Origin of the sequence: Enterovibrio nigricans DSM 22720, assembly GCF_900167155.1 — a bacterium.
GTDB lineage: Bacteria > Pseudomonadota > Gammaproteobacteria > Enterobacterales > Vibrionaceae > Enterovibrio > Enterovibrio nigricans.
Genome location: NZ_FUXU01000010.1, coordinates 22,924 through 36,727 on the forward strand (window position 1 = coordinate 22,924; position 13,804 = coordinate 36,727).

Sequence of the window (13,804 nt, forward strand, 5' to 3'; positions counted from 1 at the left end):
GTCTGGTTTTCCACGTCTGCAGTAGATCTCCAACCTTAAAGGTTGATATAGAGATCATGAACTTAGTCGATTTTTCCGCTTCTTCTTTTTCCATTTTACCCGCCATTTTTGCGCTGGGTTTAGCCATAGTTACGCGTCGCGTATTATTGTCATTAGGCTTGGGTATCCTTTCGGGCGCTTTATTGCTGAATGATTTTTCTATTGCGAATACGACGTCATATATTTCTTCGCTAGTTTTCAGCATGTTTGTATCTGACGGAGCGATTAACTTTGGCAAAATGAGCATTGTTATCTTTCTTGTTTTCGTTGGAATGATAACGGCGTTAATGACGCTTTCAGGCGGTACCGCAGCATTTGCTGAATGGGCGCAGTCGCGAGTTAAAAGTAAGCGAGGTGCAAAACTTCTTGCGTCTTTCTTAGGCGTTTTCATCTTCATTGATGATTATTTCAACAGTCTGGCAGTTGGCGCAATTAGCCGCCCAGTGACAGATCGCTTTCATGTTTCACGTGCAAAATTGGCTTACATTCTAGATTCAACTGCTGCGCCAATGTGTGTGATCATGCCTGCATCAAGCTGGGGGGCTTATATCATCACTGTGATTGGTGGCATCTTAGTTAGCCACGGTGTGACTGAATATACGCCTCTGAGCGCCTTTGCCCATATGATCCCGATGAACTTTTATGCCATTTTTGCGTTGTTGATGGTATTCGCCGTTGCATGGTTCCAAATGGATGTGGGTCCAATGCGCCGTTTCGAATACCAAGCATCAACGGGTAGCCGTTTGGGCGATGATGAAAATTCATCTGCGTCGATTGAAGACGAACTTGGCATCGAAGAGAGCAGCAACGGTTCTGTGTCTGATCTCATTGTGCCAATTATGGTTCTGATCATTGCGACTATTTCTTGGATGATTTTCTCTGGTGCTAAAGTACTGGATGCTAATGGTGTTGCGTTCTCAGTATTAGGTGCGTTTGAAAATACCAATGTTGGCGAATCACTGCTTTACGGTAGTGGTATGGGCTTGCTGTCTGCGTTGTTCACTGTGTTTAAGCAAGGCCTGCCAAAAGCCGATATCGCGAACACCATGTGGATCGGTGCAAAATCTATGTTCGGTGCGATTCTCATTCTGTTCTTTGCATGGACAATTGGTAGCGTCATCGGTGACATGGAAACGGGTAAATTCCTGTCTAGCTTGATTGAAGACAACCTGTCACCTCAGCTTCTGCCAGTCCTATTGTTCTTGCTGTCAGCGGCAATGGCGTTCTCAACGGGTACGTCGTGGGGGACATTCGGTATCATGCTGCCAATCGCCGGCGATCTGGCTGGCGCTACTGACATCGCGCTTATGCTACCTATGCTGTCTGCTGTTCTGGCTGGTGCGGTATTTGGTGACCATTGTTCACCCATTTCAGACACCACCATTCTGTCTGCAACGGGAGCGCGTTGTGGCCACATTGACCATGTGTCTACCCAGTTACCTTATGCATTGGCGGGTGCCGTTATTGCAGCGATTTCATTTTTGGTTCTGGGATATACAGATTCATTAACTATTTCATGGTTAAGTGGTTTCAGTGTGTTTGTACTGGTTTGTCTGTTCTTTGGTTGGCTATCGCGTCGACCGGGTAAACTGGCATAAGTGCAAAGGGCCTCCTTCTTGGAGGCCTTTTCGTTTTATCTCACTTAAATCCCTTTAACCTTCAAGTAGTTTGGTTATGGAATTCACTTTCCTGCACTTTCCTGCACTTTCCTGCTTTTACATATCCTTCTTTTTTTGTAGCATGCCACCGTATTTTTTCGGGAGACTCTCATGGCCCAGCTTTATTTCTATTACTCTGCGATGAACGCGGGTAAGTCGACGACCTTGTTGCAGTCGTCTTTTAACTATCAAGAACGTGGGATGAACCCTCTTATTTTTACGGCTGCCATTGATGACAGATATGGCGCAGGAAAAGTGAGTTCGCGAATTGGTCTTCAAGCGGAAGCGCAGATTTACGGGAACCAAGATGACATATTCGCATCGGTCAGTGACATTAACGCGAATAAAAAAGTGGATTGTGTGCTGATTGACGAGTGTCAGTTCCTGACCAAAGAGCAAGTGCACCAAATTACCGAAGTTGTCGACAAATTACGTATTCCCGTACTTTGTTATGGCTTACGTACAGACTTCCGCGGTGAACTGTTTGAAGGTGCCCAATATTTGCTGGCATGGGCTGACAAACTGGTAGAACTGAAAACCATTTGTCATTGTGGTCGTAAAGCGAACATGGTGATTCGAACTGACGCGGAAGGGAATGCGATTGCTGACGGCGATCAAGTGGTGATCGGCGGTAATGACCGTTACGAATCTGTTTGCCGAATGCATTACAAAGACGCGTTAGGTCAATAACGCTAAGAAGTGAGAGTACGAACGGTCGACAAATGTCGGCCGTTTGTTTTAAATGCGAGAAGCGAGCGGGATGATGGTGACGTTATCACCGACTTCTGCACATTCCACATCAGGCGAGACTTCAATCAGGCAATTCGCTTCATGCATTGATCGCAATATTCCCGATCCCTGCGACCCTGTAGATCTGACTTCAAGTTGTCCATTTGCATTTATGTTGTAACTACCACGCGTATATTCCGTGCGTCCGACACGAGAACGTATCCTTTCTTGCGTAATAGCGACGATACGTTGCGGCTGCCAGCCTTCTTCGCCTTGCAGTTTTCGAATAGCGGGTTCTACAAACTGCAAATAGGTGACCATGACGGCTACAGGATTGCCCGGTAAGCCAAAGAAGGGTGTATTCCCGAGCTTCCCAAACGCGAGGGGACGACCAGGGCGCATATTCACTCGCCAGAAATTAATATCGCCGAGTGCTGTTAACACCGTTTTTATATAGTCCGCGTCGCCGACTGAGACACCGCCGGACGATATGATGACATCGGCACTCGCTATGGCCTGTTTCAGTGTGTCACTCAGTGCTGCTTCATTGTCTTCGATAATACCGAAATCAAGAACGTCACAACCCAGTTTTTGTAACAGCCCTTTAAGCGAAAATCGGTTCGTATCATAAATACAGTTTTGTTTAGGCGGCGTGCCCGGTGCTTGAACTTCATCACCCGTTGAAAACAATGCGACTGTGACGTTTGTATAAACGTTTACCCGATCAAACCCAAGAGAGGCGATCATGCCGAGCACTGGTGCATTGATACGGGTTCCTGCTGGAAAAACCTGGCTGCCTTTTCGAAGATCTTCTCCAGCTTGACGGACATTCTGCCCTGCACGTATCTTGCCTTTGCTCGTATCGAACTGTACGGCTCCGTTAACGTCGGAGGCTTGCTCACGCATGATGACAGTATCTGCATGCTCTGGCACGGGCGCACCGGTCATGATACGAACGCATTGCCCTTTTTGCAGCGGATGTTCAAAACGGCTACCCGCGAAGACGTCGCCGACTTTGACATAGGTTCCTGTTTCCAAATCATCACTGCGAATTGCGTAGCCATCCATCGCGGAATTGGTGGATGAAGGGACATTAACAGGTGCAATGATTGGCGACGCTAATACGTGATTTGTGAGCACGTCGAGATCCACAACGTGTGTTTGTTTGGGGGATTCAAGTGCCGCCAATATTTTCTCGCGACCACGCTTGACAGAAAGCATTGTAGGAGACAGAGAGTCACAGGTTGCGGTTTGTGCTTGATGACTTTCCATTTGCTTGAGTACAAATGCCAGTACGCTTTCAATATTGTTGATATCAAGTATTGGTAGTGATGTGTCTGGGAAAGAATCACAGGCAATCGCGATAATGTTTTCGTCCGTGGGGTAGAGGAAGGGCTTGTTTATCGTTGCGCGGTTCAGTTCAATTTTGGGAAAGCTTTCATGTTTAAACCCTTCCACCACAATAAGATCTGCTTGGTTCTGATTCACTTTTTGGATGAGCTGACGGAGGGCTTCATCATCATCTGGCGTTTCTGTCATCAAGGCATTGCGGTAGCGAGAGCTGATTAACATCTGAGATGCTCCCGCCTTCCGAAGTCGATAACTGTCCTTGCCGGGTATATCGACATCGAAATTGTGGTGCGCGTGTTTGATCATTGCAACCCGCACCCCAGAGTCCACCAAGCGAGGCAGTAGCGCCTCTAACAAGGTCGTTTTGCCCGTACCGCTATAGGCGGCAAATCCAATAATCGGTATCGAGCAATTCGATAAATTCATGAGAGGGTGCCGTACTTCTCAAGTTCATCGGGTGTGTTTAGGTTAATAAAGGCATCGTGCTCTTCGCTGAAGTCAACGAATGCCGTGTTGCAAAGGTCATAAAGCAGTACGATTTTCCTGTCCCCATTGGCAAGGAAGTTATCTAAACGTTCGAAAATTTTCTTGCTCATCAGCGTGACTACGGGCTGAACAGATTCACCATCGTGTGCGACAACAATTTCAGTATCTTCTTCGATGGCAGCGTACATCTTCTCCAAAAGGTTGTGCGGGAGGTTTGGGCAATCACAAGGCACAAACCCTATCCACGCGGAATCCAGATGAGACATTGCGGCATGCATACCGCCCAGTGGTCCAGGAAAGCCTTCGAATACATCACTGAACACATTGCCATATTGCGCATAGACGTCCTGATTTCTATTGGCATTGACCGCAATGGTTGCGTTCTGTGATGACAAACGCGCGAAGACATAATCAATCAGCGGTTTGTTGTTCAATGTGACAAGGCCTTTGTCTTGACCGCCCATTCGGCGAGCTTGTCCGCCAGCAAGAATGACCCACGTGGTTTCAGGATGCGAAGGCATGGTTGTCCTTTTCGATAATATTGAGTTTTGGTTTTTGAAGTAGACGTTGGTTTTCAATGATCCAGCGCTGGTGACAACATGCGGTCAATTGATTGGAATGGTGGCTCGTGATCACCAGACTAGATCCACGATCCAGAAGATCATCCACCATGATTTTTTGAGCATCAATGGCATCAGGATCCAAGTTGGCGCTTGACTCATCCATCAGCAAAATCGAGGGGTTCAATATCCACGCCCGCGCCATTGCCACCTTTTGCTTTTCACCACCAGATAGCAAGGAAATGTGCTCTCGGCTCAGTGATTCCAATCCAATCAAACGCAATGCTTTCATTGTAAGCTGTCGTTTTGTTCTTTGACAGAAATGCTTTCCTTTCAGCCCATACGCCACATTCTCCGCGACGGAACCATCGAAGAGATAAGGCGTCTGATGCATGTAAATCACGCCGCTTTGTCCCTTAAAACCCGCCAGTCGTTGAAGTAAAGAAGGGCGCTTTAAATTGAGGTTTCCACTGGTGGGTTTTTGAATGCCAGCAAGGACTTTCAGCAAGGTGGTTTTGCCAATGCCATTTTGTCCTGTGAGATAAATAGAATCGCTCGGGAAAATCCTCAGCGAAGGGATATGAAAGAGCAAACGGTGTTTGTACTTCACGGAGAGATCATCGGCTTCTAGCGTAATTTGGCTCATCATTGCACTCCATCAAGTCCGTAAATAACCATTGCCCCGCCCAAAACTGATAAAAAAATTGAGTGTGAGCGCCAGTACCAAAAGGACAATGCCTAAAGCCACACCTTGCGCGAAAGCCCCTTTAGAGGTTTCAAGCGCAATGGCAGTGGGGATATTTCTGGTGTAATTCAAAATGTTGCCCCCGACCATCATGGAACAACCTACCTCGGTAATAATGCGGCTGAACGCTGTGATAACCGCAGCGAGCAGTGGAAATCGAATTTCCCACATCAGTGTCACCATCGCCCTTGGAACCGATGCTCCAAGCGTATAGGCGGTTTCCCAAGCGCGTCTGTCGCTGCTTTGAAACGCGGCATGCATCATGGATACGAGGATGGGAAGGCTGATCAACATCTGTCCGAGGATCATGGCCTTTTGGGTAAACAGCATCTTCCAGTCACCCATAGGACCAGCTCTTGATAGCAGCATGTAAAGCAAAAGCCCAATGACAACCGTAGGGACAGATTGAAGGGTGTTGACCAAGGACAGCACAACCCATTTCCCCGGAATGTGCCAGTAAGCTAAAGCGAAGCTGATAAAAAGAGCAGGTAAAATGACCATCCCAATGGCAATGCCTGAAACGGAAAACGACACACCAACAATGCCCCATAACGTGGTGTCACCACTGAAAAGGAGTGCAATGGCTTGTTGTGTCGTGTCCCACATGTTCATTAGCCTGCGTCTGCCACAAAGAGTTGCTGACCGTTAACCTTGTAGCTGTCAATGAGAGATTGGGCGCGTTTATCAACCAGCCAATCGCTCAATGCTCTCACCCCTTTACTGTTTAGATCGGGGTAACGGTCAGGATTGATCAAAATAACTTGGTAGGGATTAAACAGGCGGCTATCACCTTCGACGAGTACAACCAGATCTAACTTGCTTTGATAGGCCAGCCAAGTGCCTCTATCTGTCAAGGTGTAACCAAGCAGTTCATTTGCCATGGTCAGCGTGGGTCCCATTCCTTGGCCTATCGCTTTGTACTGACTAAATGAAGGCTCTGAGCCTGATGCCTTCCAAAGCAATAGTTCTTTTTTATGGGTCCCAGAGTCATCCCCTCGTGAGACAAATTCAGCGTTAGCCATTGCCACGTTTTTCAATGCATCAGTGATATCTTTGCTTCCTCGCACCGCTGCCGGGTCGTTTTTGGGCCCCACCAATACGAAATCGTTGTACATAAATGCGCGTGGTTGCACGCCAAACCCCTTTTGAACAAACGCGGCTTCTGCGTTTGGCGCGTGTGTCATCACGACATCAACATCGCCATTCTCTCCCATCTTCAAAGCTTTGCCTGTTCCTGCCGCCATGACTTGTACGTCATAGCCTGTGTCCTTTTTAAATTCAGGTAGCAGGAAGCCTAATAATCCGGAATGGTAGGTACTGGTCGTTGTTGCAAGCCGAACGATTTCAGCAGCATTGCTTGTAACGGAAAAGGTGAGCGCAATAGCCAAAAGGAAAAGTGTTTTTGTTTTATTTATAAATCTCATTGTGTCTTCCTGACGTGGGTGACAGTTCTAAATTTCTTCTTTGAGCATTGTTCCCGACATCGGCGGGCAAGGGTGTGAAATACAAACATCACAAATTACCTATAGCAACAAAAATGCCACATTTTTAACGTTAGAGATTTTAAGTATAACGCATTGTTTATTATGGATTATATTGTTTTTCATGTTGATGCTGAGGTCAGCAAAACGATGAGATGTGTTGTATAAAAATTGGACTGCGACAAAATGTCTCATGTAGTATAAATGTTAAATGTCGTGAGGGTTTGTTACGTAATGAAAGATGCGCTGCAGCAGTTTGGGTTCTCAGCACTGGTCGTTGACGACGAGCCGGGAATGCGAACGATTTTAAACAAAGCTTTGTCAAAGAAACTGACGCAGGTAGAGACGGCGTCTTCTCTGGAAGAGGCGGAGGCCCTCAGAAAGCGGAATCACTTTGACCTTCTGATCGTCGATATTAACCTCCCTGGACGTTCGGGTATTGATTGGCACGAAGCCTTTAATGACGAGTCCCGTCGTAGTGACATCATTTTTATGACGGGGTTTGCAGAACTAGAAACCGCCATAAAAGCGCTTCGTGCGGGGGCGTCCGACTTTATTCTCAAGCCATTTAATTTGGAGCAAATGCTGCAATCCGTTCAGCGTTGTCTCGATAAGCGCATGATGGAAAGACGTAATGTTGCCTTGCAGCGCGACGTCGCGCGTTCCTTTCCTGTCGATATCATTGGAACCGCGCCGAAAACAGAAGCAATGCGAGAAATGATTTCCCGTCTTGCGCCTTCTCCAGCAGCAGTGCTTATTGAAGGGGAGTCAGGAACAGGTAAAGAGTTGGTGGCGCGTGCACTGCATGCGCTCAGTGCGCGAAGAGGACCGTTTGTACCACTCAATTGCGGTGCTATCGCCCCTGAACTACTCGAAAGTGAGCTGTTTGGTCATGTGTCTGGTGCGTTCACCGGCGCCAGAAAGAGCAAAGACGGGTTGTTTCGTGTTGCGGACAAAGGCACCTTGTTTCTTGATGAGATTGGCGAAATGCCACTTTCTATGCAGGCATCTTTGCTTCGAACCCTTGAACAACAAACCATACGGCCCGTTGGCGCAGAGCGTGAAGTCAATGTTGATGTGCGGATTGTCGCAGCGACAAACCGAAATCTGTTGGAGGAAGTGGAAGCGGGGCGATTCAGGAAAGATTTGTTTTATCGCTTAAATGTCTTGTCGGTAGAGTTACCTCCACTTCGGGAACGCAGTGATGATATCGGATTGCTGCTCAATCATTTCTCTGAAATGCTGGCTAGGGATATGGGGCTGAAGCCCGTGGTTTGGTCTGATGCTGAGTTATTTGCCATGCAGCAATACGATTGGCCGGGCAATATCCGAGAGCTGAAAAACACCGTCGAACGAGCGATCTTGCTTGGGAAACCTGATGTAGGGCATTGGTTGGGAGAACCAACACTACAAGTGCTTGAATCACCAGATGGCTTTGATACTCACGCCTTAACGGGAGAGGGGTATCCTTTAGGCTGGGCTTTAAAAGACGTGGAGCGGGCACATATTGAAAAAGTGGTTTCAGCTAATGAAGGCAATAAGTCTGCGGCAGCACGTCAGTTAGGTGTGGCGAGAAAAACACTGGAACGTAAGTTCAAAGACTGGCTTTACGACTAAGCCAAAAAGTAGAGGCAAAACTGAATGAGGCTCGTGCACAAATGGCGTCAACGACTTCGTACCATGGTGCGATATCGCCTTCTTGTTTTGACTTCCGAGCCTATTAACTTGACCTTGTTGGTGTTGATGGCACTGACGGGTTACTGGACGCTCGCTTACACATGGCAAAGTGCATTAGCAGGTGTACGTGCTGATCTCGCCGTGGCAAGCAACAGCATGGAGGTCTTACAACGAGAGCAGCGTAGTCAGCTTCACGCGATTGCAGACTCATATGATTTTCAAAACCAACTTCGTCAAGCTAATCCCGACATCCTGTCATGGGCGCAGTCTCGCGCTGATAAGTATGGCGTCGATTTTCTTGCTGTTTACTCAGCCAGCGATATCGAACGTCTTCCATTGGCACTGCGGCAACCTCTGATTGAAGGCCGTGAGAGAACGTTCTTCCAAGTCATGTCTGCAGTGGAAATGGATGTGCTAACGCCAGACCTGTCCGCCCAAGCCAAAATTTCATTACGTAACGAAAACCGTACAGAAACGCGGGGGTTAATCAGTCGAAGTCTTCTCCCCTTGTTTGATGAAAATGGCAAATTGGAGTGGATTGTCGATGGTGGGATCTTACTTAACAACAGCACTGAACTCGTTGATGAAATCAGGGATCTTGTTTTCCCTGTTGGCACGTTGCCAGAGTCGAGTGTTGGTACGGTCACCTTGTTTATGGATGATATCCGCGTCAGTACCAATGTGCCTTTGGACAGCAGCAACAAACAAGGTCGCGCCATCGGCACCCGTGTGTCTGATGAAGTACGAGAAACGGTTTTGCTTAAGGGGGATGACTGGGTAAACCGGGCTTACGTGTACAACGCTTGGTATATCTCGGCCTACAAGCCCATTCGTGATTTCAATAACAATGTGATTGGCATGCTATACACGGGGTATCTCGAATGGCCGCTCATCAGCCAATATCTGACGAACATCGTTGAGTTAGGAATCGGGGTATTGTTGACGTTGCTGGTCTCTGGACTTCTGGTTTATCGCGGTGCAAAAGACTTGTTTCGGCCGATTGAAAAAATCCACCGTGTGGTTCGCTTAGTGAGGTTTGATCAAGATGCGCGGATTGGAAAGCTAGGCTTAGATCCAGAACATGAGCTGGCAATCCTCGCGCGTCAGTTCGACACCATGTTGGATCAGCTCAAGCAACAAAACGAAGCAATAAAGCAAAATGCGCTGGAACTGGAAGATAAAGTGAAACAGCGCACCGCGAGCCTGCATGAAAAAACGGCACTTCTTGAGCAAAACATTAAGCTGTTAGAGCAAACCCGCAACAAGTTGCTGCTTAATGAAAAGCTTGCTGCCTTGGGGGAGTTAACGGCGGGGATCGCCCATGAGATTAATAATCCGACGGCAGTGATCCTCGGAAATATCGAGTTGATGGAATACGAGCTTGGCAGAAATGCAAGTCTGGTGTCGGAAGAAATGGAAGCGGTATTGGAGCAAATCGATCGGATCAGGAACATCACACGAAGTCTGCTGCAATACAGCAGGCAAGGTGGGGTACAAGATCAGATCACTTGGCAGCATGTGAATCCAGTGATTGAAGAAAGTGTCACCTTAGTACGCTCAGGGATGAAAAAGCATGACGTGGAAGTGATCACCCAGCTTGAGGCAAAATGCAGCGTCGAAATAAATCGCCATCAGTTACTTCAAGTCTTGGTCAATCTGCAAATGAACGGCATTCATGCGATGAACGATGAAGGTAAACTGATCGTTCGCTCCGAAGATTGGTTAGATGATGCGGGCAATGCGGTAGGGACGAAAATTTCTGTGCAGGATTTTGGCTGCGGCATTGCGAATGAAAACCTCACTAAAATTTTTGACCCTTTCTTCACGACCCGACGCTCTGGGACAGGGCTGGGGTTATCCGTGACACAAGGTATCGTCAGCGGGCTTGGCGGAGAAATAAAAGTGGACTCTGAGCTCGGTAAAGGCAGCACGTTTACGCTTTATCTCAGGTCCAAAATTCAGGGTGACAACATCGCCTCGTTAAAAGTGGTGGAGTAGCTTCTGGCTTATTGATTTGCCGACCAAACCTGTTTTCCTGCGTGCTGAAAATTGTAACCGCCGAATTGTTCGCTTTTTTTCCGTGTGTCGGGCGCATCCAAGTGATGGATAACTTGCTGAACCAGTGCGCGGAAGAAAATGTTTTTTGGGATCACCAGTTCAAACGCTTCGTCGGCAACAGCATGAAAAGCAAGGCCAAACTCACCCGCCGCACTTTTACTTCCAAACCCGATATCTGCCGCGCCCCGTGCAATGGCTGAGCCCAACTCTCGCTCACTTAAACAGGTGTCGACCACATTGAGCATGTCGTCGGTTTTTCCGTTTCGAAATAGCCATTCTTCAAGTGCCCGGGCACTCCCAGCACCTTCTTGCCTTCCTACCCAACGCCAATCACTGTTGATGAAATGGTGTGGATCGTTAAGGTATTCAACCAACTCAGGACGAACAATAAGACCTTGCTGACGTTCAAAGGCATGCAACAGCACCCAGTTCTTGTGTCCCGTGTATTGCTGTAACAATGCGGGATGGCGTAATCTGGCTTCTTCTGCGGTTCCCCAATGTATCGCACACATGTCGACATGGCCTTTCTCTAGCATTGAAAGCCCTTGTTTCGTGCCAGTTGCGGTGTAACCTACTAGTGCTGTGCTGCCCAAGGTTGCGGCCATTTTTCCTACGATGTGCTGAAGCAAGGGGTCATCGGAACCCGCAATCAAAAGTCTGTCGTTGAAAACACCGTTGTGGCTGGATTCAAGCAACCACCTGTCGAGAAGGCTTTTGGGAAACAGCCATTTCCCCGTTACTTTTGTGGCGGGTAATACGCCATCATTGGCCAGGCTATAAACTTTCTTTTCATTAAGGTCGAGATATTCAGCGACTTGTCGCGCATTCATAAATTCGGGGAAATCACTCATGTTTTCCGCCTTTCACATCGAACACAATGTTCTCAGCACCGTTAAAAACCTGAAAACGATGGCCCTTGGCGCGGGCAATCATGGTAATCCCAAGCTGATTCGCGAGGTCATAGCCCATTTGGGTGACACCAGAGCGTGACAGCAAAACAGGGATCCCCATTTGCGCGACCTTGATAACCATCTCTGAGGTGAGTCTCCCTGTCGTGTAGAAAACCTTGTCGTCACCGGATTCCCCTTCTAACCACATTTCACCGGTTAACGTATCAACGGCATTGTGCCTGCCGATATCTTCAACGAACGAGAGGATTTCTGTCCCTTTACACACGGCGCAACCATGAACAGCCCCAGCGGCTTTATAGGTGTCGTTGTGGTGAGTCAGGGCTTCTAAAAGCCCATAAAGGGTAGATTGTTTGATGGTTGGCGTTTGAAGTTTAAGCGTTTCAAGGCGTTTCATGACGTTACCAAACATGGTGCCTTGACCACACCCAGAGGTTACTGTTTTTTGCGAAAGTGTTTCTTCAATGCTTGCATTTTCTTCTCGCGTCACCACGGCGGCGGACTGCGTTTCCCAATCGATAATCACCGAGTCCAGCGCATCTGCATCATTAATTAGCCCCTGATTTTTCAAATATCCAAGCACCAACATATCGGGCCGCGCACCGAGCGTCATGAGTGTGACGATCTCTCTCCAGTTTAAATAAACGGTCAGTGCTCGTTCACACGCGATCTGTTTTGTTAGCGGATCCCCGTACTCGTCGTAAACCGTGACATCCGTGGTTTGCGGGACGTCGTGTTGTGTTTTTATCACTTTGGGGTGGGTCATATCTCCGGCTTCCTTTGCATCGGGAGTCTTATCCAGGGTGAAGGAACAGAAGTAGCAATTCCTGTTCCAGCCTTACTGATATTTTTGTCGCTGGTATGCGTTTTGCTTTTTGGTCTGTATCTGACACTGCATCAGATGGCATTTGAAGGCCGAAAAAATGCAAGGAGCGATACGTGACAGAAGTGATAAAAAGCCCCAACCAATGGCTGATCCAATACGAGTTGGTTAATGAAGACGTCGAAGTCGGACGGTGGATGACAACCCGCCGAACCGTGGGGCGTCTAAACCTCCCTACACAAGAAAGCGAAGTTGAGGAAGGGCTGCCTTCCTTGTTATTGACGCTCTATCGCGATGAGCGGACTGACTACCGTTTCAATCTCAGTTCCAGTGACCCTCACTTGTTTTTTATCTTTGAAGTGAACGAGGACGAATCTGTGGTGCCGCTTAGGGTGTCCGCATCTCAAACAATCGCTGCGACGCATTTGGATGGGGATTACCTCGTATTAGCTGTGACCATACCTCTTGCGGTTCAAGCGTGGATGGAAGCCTTTATCGGGCGGCACGGTGAACTGATTGAAGAGCCTAAGAAGAAGCGCAAAAAAGGCGCGGGGAGGGCGAGTGGAAGATAAACCATTTCTAAGTCGTTGGTCGAAACGCAAGCGTGAACAAGAACCGGAAGAGGAAGACACATCGATAGCCGAGGTGTCCGAAGACGTTATTGATACAGAGATAGCGTTGGATACATCGGAGGAAGATGTTGAGGCGACCGAAGATGAGCCTGAACTGACGATGGAAGATGTCGGCAAGCTTAAAGACGGTGATTCTGCAGTCGCGTTTCTCGCCAAGGGAATCTCTGCTGAAGTGAAAAAAGCGGCGCTGAGAAAGTTGTTTCAGGGCGAGGCCTACCATGTGCTCGATGGGATGAATGATTACGATCTCGACTACTCGAAAGCGAAAAATCTGACGGCGGAAGCCGCTCAGGCGTTGCGGCATTGGACTAAAGACAAGCTGGAAAGTGTCAAGGAGGAGGCGCTCGATAAGCTGCAGCAAGAACAAGAAACATCACCCAATGCAGAGCAACCAGTAAAGCCAATGACGCAGGAAGAGAATGAGCTTGTTGAAGATGGGACAAAAAGTACCCATGAGGAAAAAAGGGACATTTTGTCTGATGAGGTGGGACAAATTGTCTCACCCGAACAACAGGAAAAGAATTCAGACGGATCCTGACTCCGTTTAGGTCATTTTTTTCTTTTCAATGCTGGTTCGGTACTTGCTCTTACTACTCTGCGTTATTTGAAAGTTTTTTCTCCCGCAGTGTTTGAAGAGCATCTTGGTTGATTAACAAGC

General features: G+C 47.9%; 13 protein-coding genes. 6 read left to right on the top strand and 7 right to left on the bottom strand.

Annotated elements, in window-relative coordinates; genetic code table 11:
- Window positions 1-56: 56 nt before the first annotated feature.
- Both B5D35_RS05870 and B5D35_RS05875 read left to right on the top strand, forming a co-directional pair.
- Complete coding sequence (locus tag B5D35_RS05870) at window positions 57-1,637, top strand: Na+/H+ antiporter NhaC family protein (protein WP_078751663.1); 1,581 nt, start codon at window positions 57-59, stop codon at window positions 1,635-1,637.
- A 171-nt stretch (window positions 1,638-1,808) separates the two neighbouring features.
- The gene (locus B5D35_RS05875) at window positions 1,809-2,387 is read left to right on the top strand and encodes a thymidine kinase (protein ID WP_078751664.1); all 579 of its coding nucleotides are present in this window, start codon (window positions 1,809-1,811) and stop codon (window positions 2,385-2,387) included.
- Between the two features lie 48 nt (window positions 2,388-2,435).
- Here the strand turns inward: B5D35_RS05875 and B5D35_RS05880 are convergent, their stop codons facing one another.
- From B5D35_RS05880 to B5D35_RS05900, 5 genes are read right to left on the bottom strand one after another with little or no spacing between them, the layout of a single operon-like run.
- Window positions 2,436-4,202, bottom strand: coding sequence for a bifunctional molybdopterin-guanine dinucleotide biosynthesis adaptor protein MobB/molybdopterin molybdotransferase MoeA (locus B5D35_RS05880; protein ID WP_078751665.1), 1,767 nt, complete (start codon window positions 4,200-4,202; stop codon window positions 2,436-2,438).
- On the bottom strand, window positions 4,199-4,783 hold the full coding sequence (mobA, locus tag B5D35_RS05885; RefSeq protein ID WP_078751666.1) for a molybdenum cofactor guanylyltransferase MobA: 585 nt from the start codon (window positions 4,781-4,783) through the stop codon (window positions 4,199-4,201). The genes B5D35_RS05880 and mobA overlap by 4 nt, the downstream gene beginning before the upstream one ends.
- Window positions 4,767-5,468 carry an ATP-binding cassette domain-containing protein gene (locus B5D35_RS05890; protein ID WP_078751667.1) on the bottom strand — a complete coding sequence of 234 codons (702 nt, stop codon included), beginning with the start codon at window positions 5,466-5,468 and terminating at the stop codon, window positions 4,767-4,769. The genes mobA and B5D35_RS05890 overlap by 17 nt, the downstream gene beginning before the upstream one ends.
- A 12-nt stretch (window positions 5,469-5,480) precedes the next feature.
- On the bottom strand, window positions 5,481-6,179 hold the full coding sequence (locus B5D35_RS05895; RefSeq protein ID WP_078751668.1) for an ABC transporter permease: 699 nt from the start codon (window positions 6,177-6,179) through the stop codon (window positions 5,481-5,483).
- On the bottom strand, window positions 6,179-6,991 hold the full coding sequence (locus B5D35_RS05900) for an ABC transporter substrate-binding protein (RefSeq protein WP_078751669.1): 813 nt from the start codon (window positions 6,989-6,991) through the stop codon (window positions 6,179-6,181). The genes B5D35_RS05895 and B5D35_RS05900 overlap by 1 nt, the downstream gene beginning before the upstream one ends.
- A 291-nt stretch (window positions 6,992-7,282) precedes the next feature.
- Between B5D35_RS05900 and B5D35_RS05905 the strand changes: the two genes are divergently transcribed.
- Entirely contained in the window at window positions 7,283-8,665 is a 1,383-nt protein-coding gene (locus tag B5D35_RS05905; protein ID WP_078751670.1) for a sigma-54-dependent transcriptional regulator, read from the top strand.
- Window positions 8,666-8,689: 24 nt separating this feature from the next.
- Complete coding sequence (locus tag B5D35_RS05910; RefSeq protein WP_078751671.1) at window positions 8,690-10,723, top strand: sensor histidine kinase; 2,034 nt, start codon at window positions 8,690-8,692, stop codon at window positions 10,721-10,723.
- 8 nt (window positions 10,724-10,731) lie between these two features.
- Here the strand turns inward: B5D35_RS05910 and B5D35_RS05915 are convergent, their stop codons facing one another.
- Both B5D35_RS05915 and B5D35_RS05920 read right to left on the bottom strand, forming a co-directional pair.
- Window positions 10,732-11,634, bottom strand: coding sequence for a helix-turn-helix transcriptional regulator (locus B5D35_RS05915; protein ID WP_078751672.1), 903 nt, complete (start codon window positions 11,632-11,634; stop codon window positions 10,732-10,734).
- The gene (locus B5D35_RS05920) at window positions 11,627-12,457 is read right to left on the bottom strand and encodes a formate dehydrogenase accessory sulfurtransferase FdhD (protein ID WP_078751673.1); all 831 of its coding nucleotides are present in this window, start codon (window positions 12,455-12,457) and stop codon (window positions 11,627-11,629) included. The genes B5D35_RS05915 and B5D35_RS05920 overlap by 8 nt, the downstream gene beginning before the upstream one ends.
- 173 nt (window positions 12,458-12,630) lie before the next feature.
- On the opposite strand from B5D35_RS05920, the gene B5D35_RS05925 reads away from it, so the two are divergent.
- Both B5D35_RS05925 and B5D35_RS05930 read left to right on the top strand, forming a co-directional pair.
- Complete coding sequence (locus B5D35_RS05925; protein ID WP_078751674.1) at window positions 12,631-13,086, top strand: DUF3305 domain-containing protein; 456 nt, start codon at window positions 12,631-12,633, stop codon at window positions 13,084-13,086.
- Window positions 13,076-13,684 carry a DUF3306 domain-containing protein gene (locus tag B5D35_RS05930; RefSeq protein ID WP_078751675.1) on the top strand — a complete coding sequence of 203 codons (609 nt, stop codon included), beginning with the start codon at window positions 13,076-13,078 and terminating at the stop codon, window positions 13,682-13,684. Before B5D35_RS05925 ends, B5D35_RS05930 begins: the two co-directional genes overlap by 11 nt.
- Window positions 13,685-13,804 lie beyond the last annotated feature (120 nt).

Bases quoted from the DNA above. Each gene is read 5' to 3' on its own strand.
- B5D35_RS05900 (WP_078751669.1), bottom strand. From the start codon at position 6,991: ATGAGATTTATAAATAAAACAAAAACACTTTTCCTTTTGGCTATTGCG.
- B5D35_RS05920 (WP_078751673.1), bottom strand. From the start codon at position 12,457: ATGACCCACCCCAAAGTGATAAAAACACAACACGACGTCCCGCAAACC.
- B5D35_RS05890 (WP_078751667.1), bottom strand. From the start codon at position 5,468: ATGAGCCAAATTACGCTAGAAGCCGATGATCTCTCCGTGAAGTACAAA.
- B5D35_RS05875 (WP_078751664.1), top strand. From the start codon at position 1,809: ATGGCCCAGCTTTATTTCTATTACTCTGCGATGAACGCGGGTAAGTCG.
- B5D35_RS05895 (WP_078751668.1), bottom strand. From the start codon at position 6,179: ATGAACATGTGGGACACGACACAACAAGCCATTGCACTCCTTTTCAGT.
- B5D35_RS05870 (WP_078751663.1), top strand. From the start codon at position 57: ATGAACTTAGTCGATTTTTCCGCTTCTTCTTTTTCCATTTTACCCGCC.
- B5D35_RS05905 (WP_078751670.1), top strand. From the start codon at position 7,283: ATGAAAGATGCGCTGCAGCAGTTTGGGTTCTCAGCACTGGTCGTTGAC.
- B5D35_RS05915 (WP_078751672.1), bottom strand. From the start codon at position 11,634: ATGAGTGATTTCCCCGAATTTATGAATGCGCGACAAGTCGCTGAATAT.
- mobA (WP_078751666.1), bottom strand. From the start codon at position 4,783: ATGCCTTCGCATCCTGAAACCACGTGGGTCATTCTTGCTGGCGGACAA.
- B5D35_RS05910 (WP_078751671.1), top strand. From the start codon at position 8,690: ATGAGGCTCGTGCACAAATGGCGTCAACGACTTCGTACCATGGTGCGA.
- B5D35_RS05880 (WP_078751665.1), bottom strand. From the start codon at position 4,202: ATGAATTTATCGAATTGCTCGATACCGATTATTGGATTTGCCGCCTAT.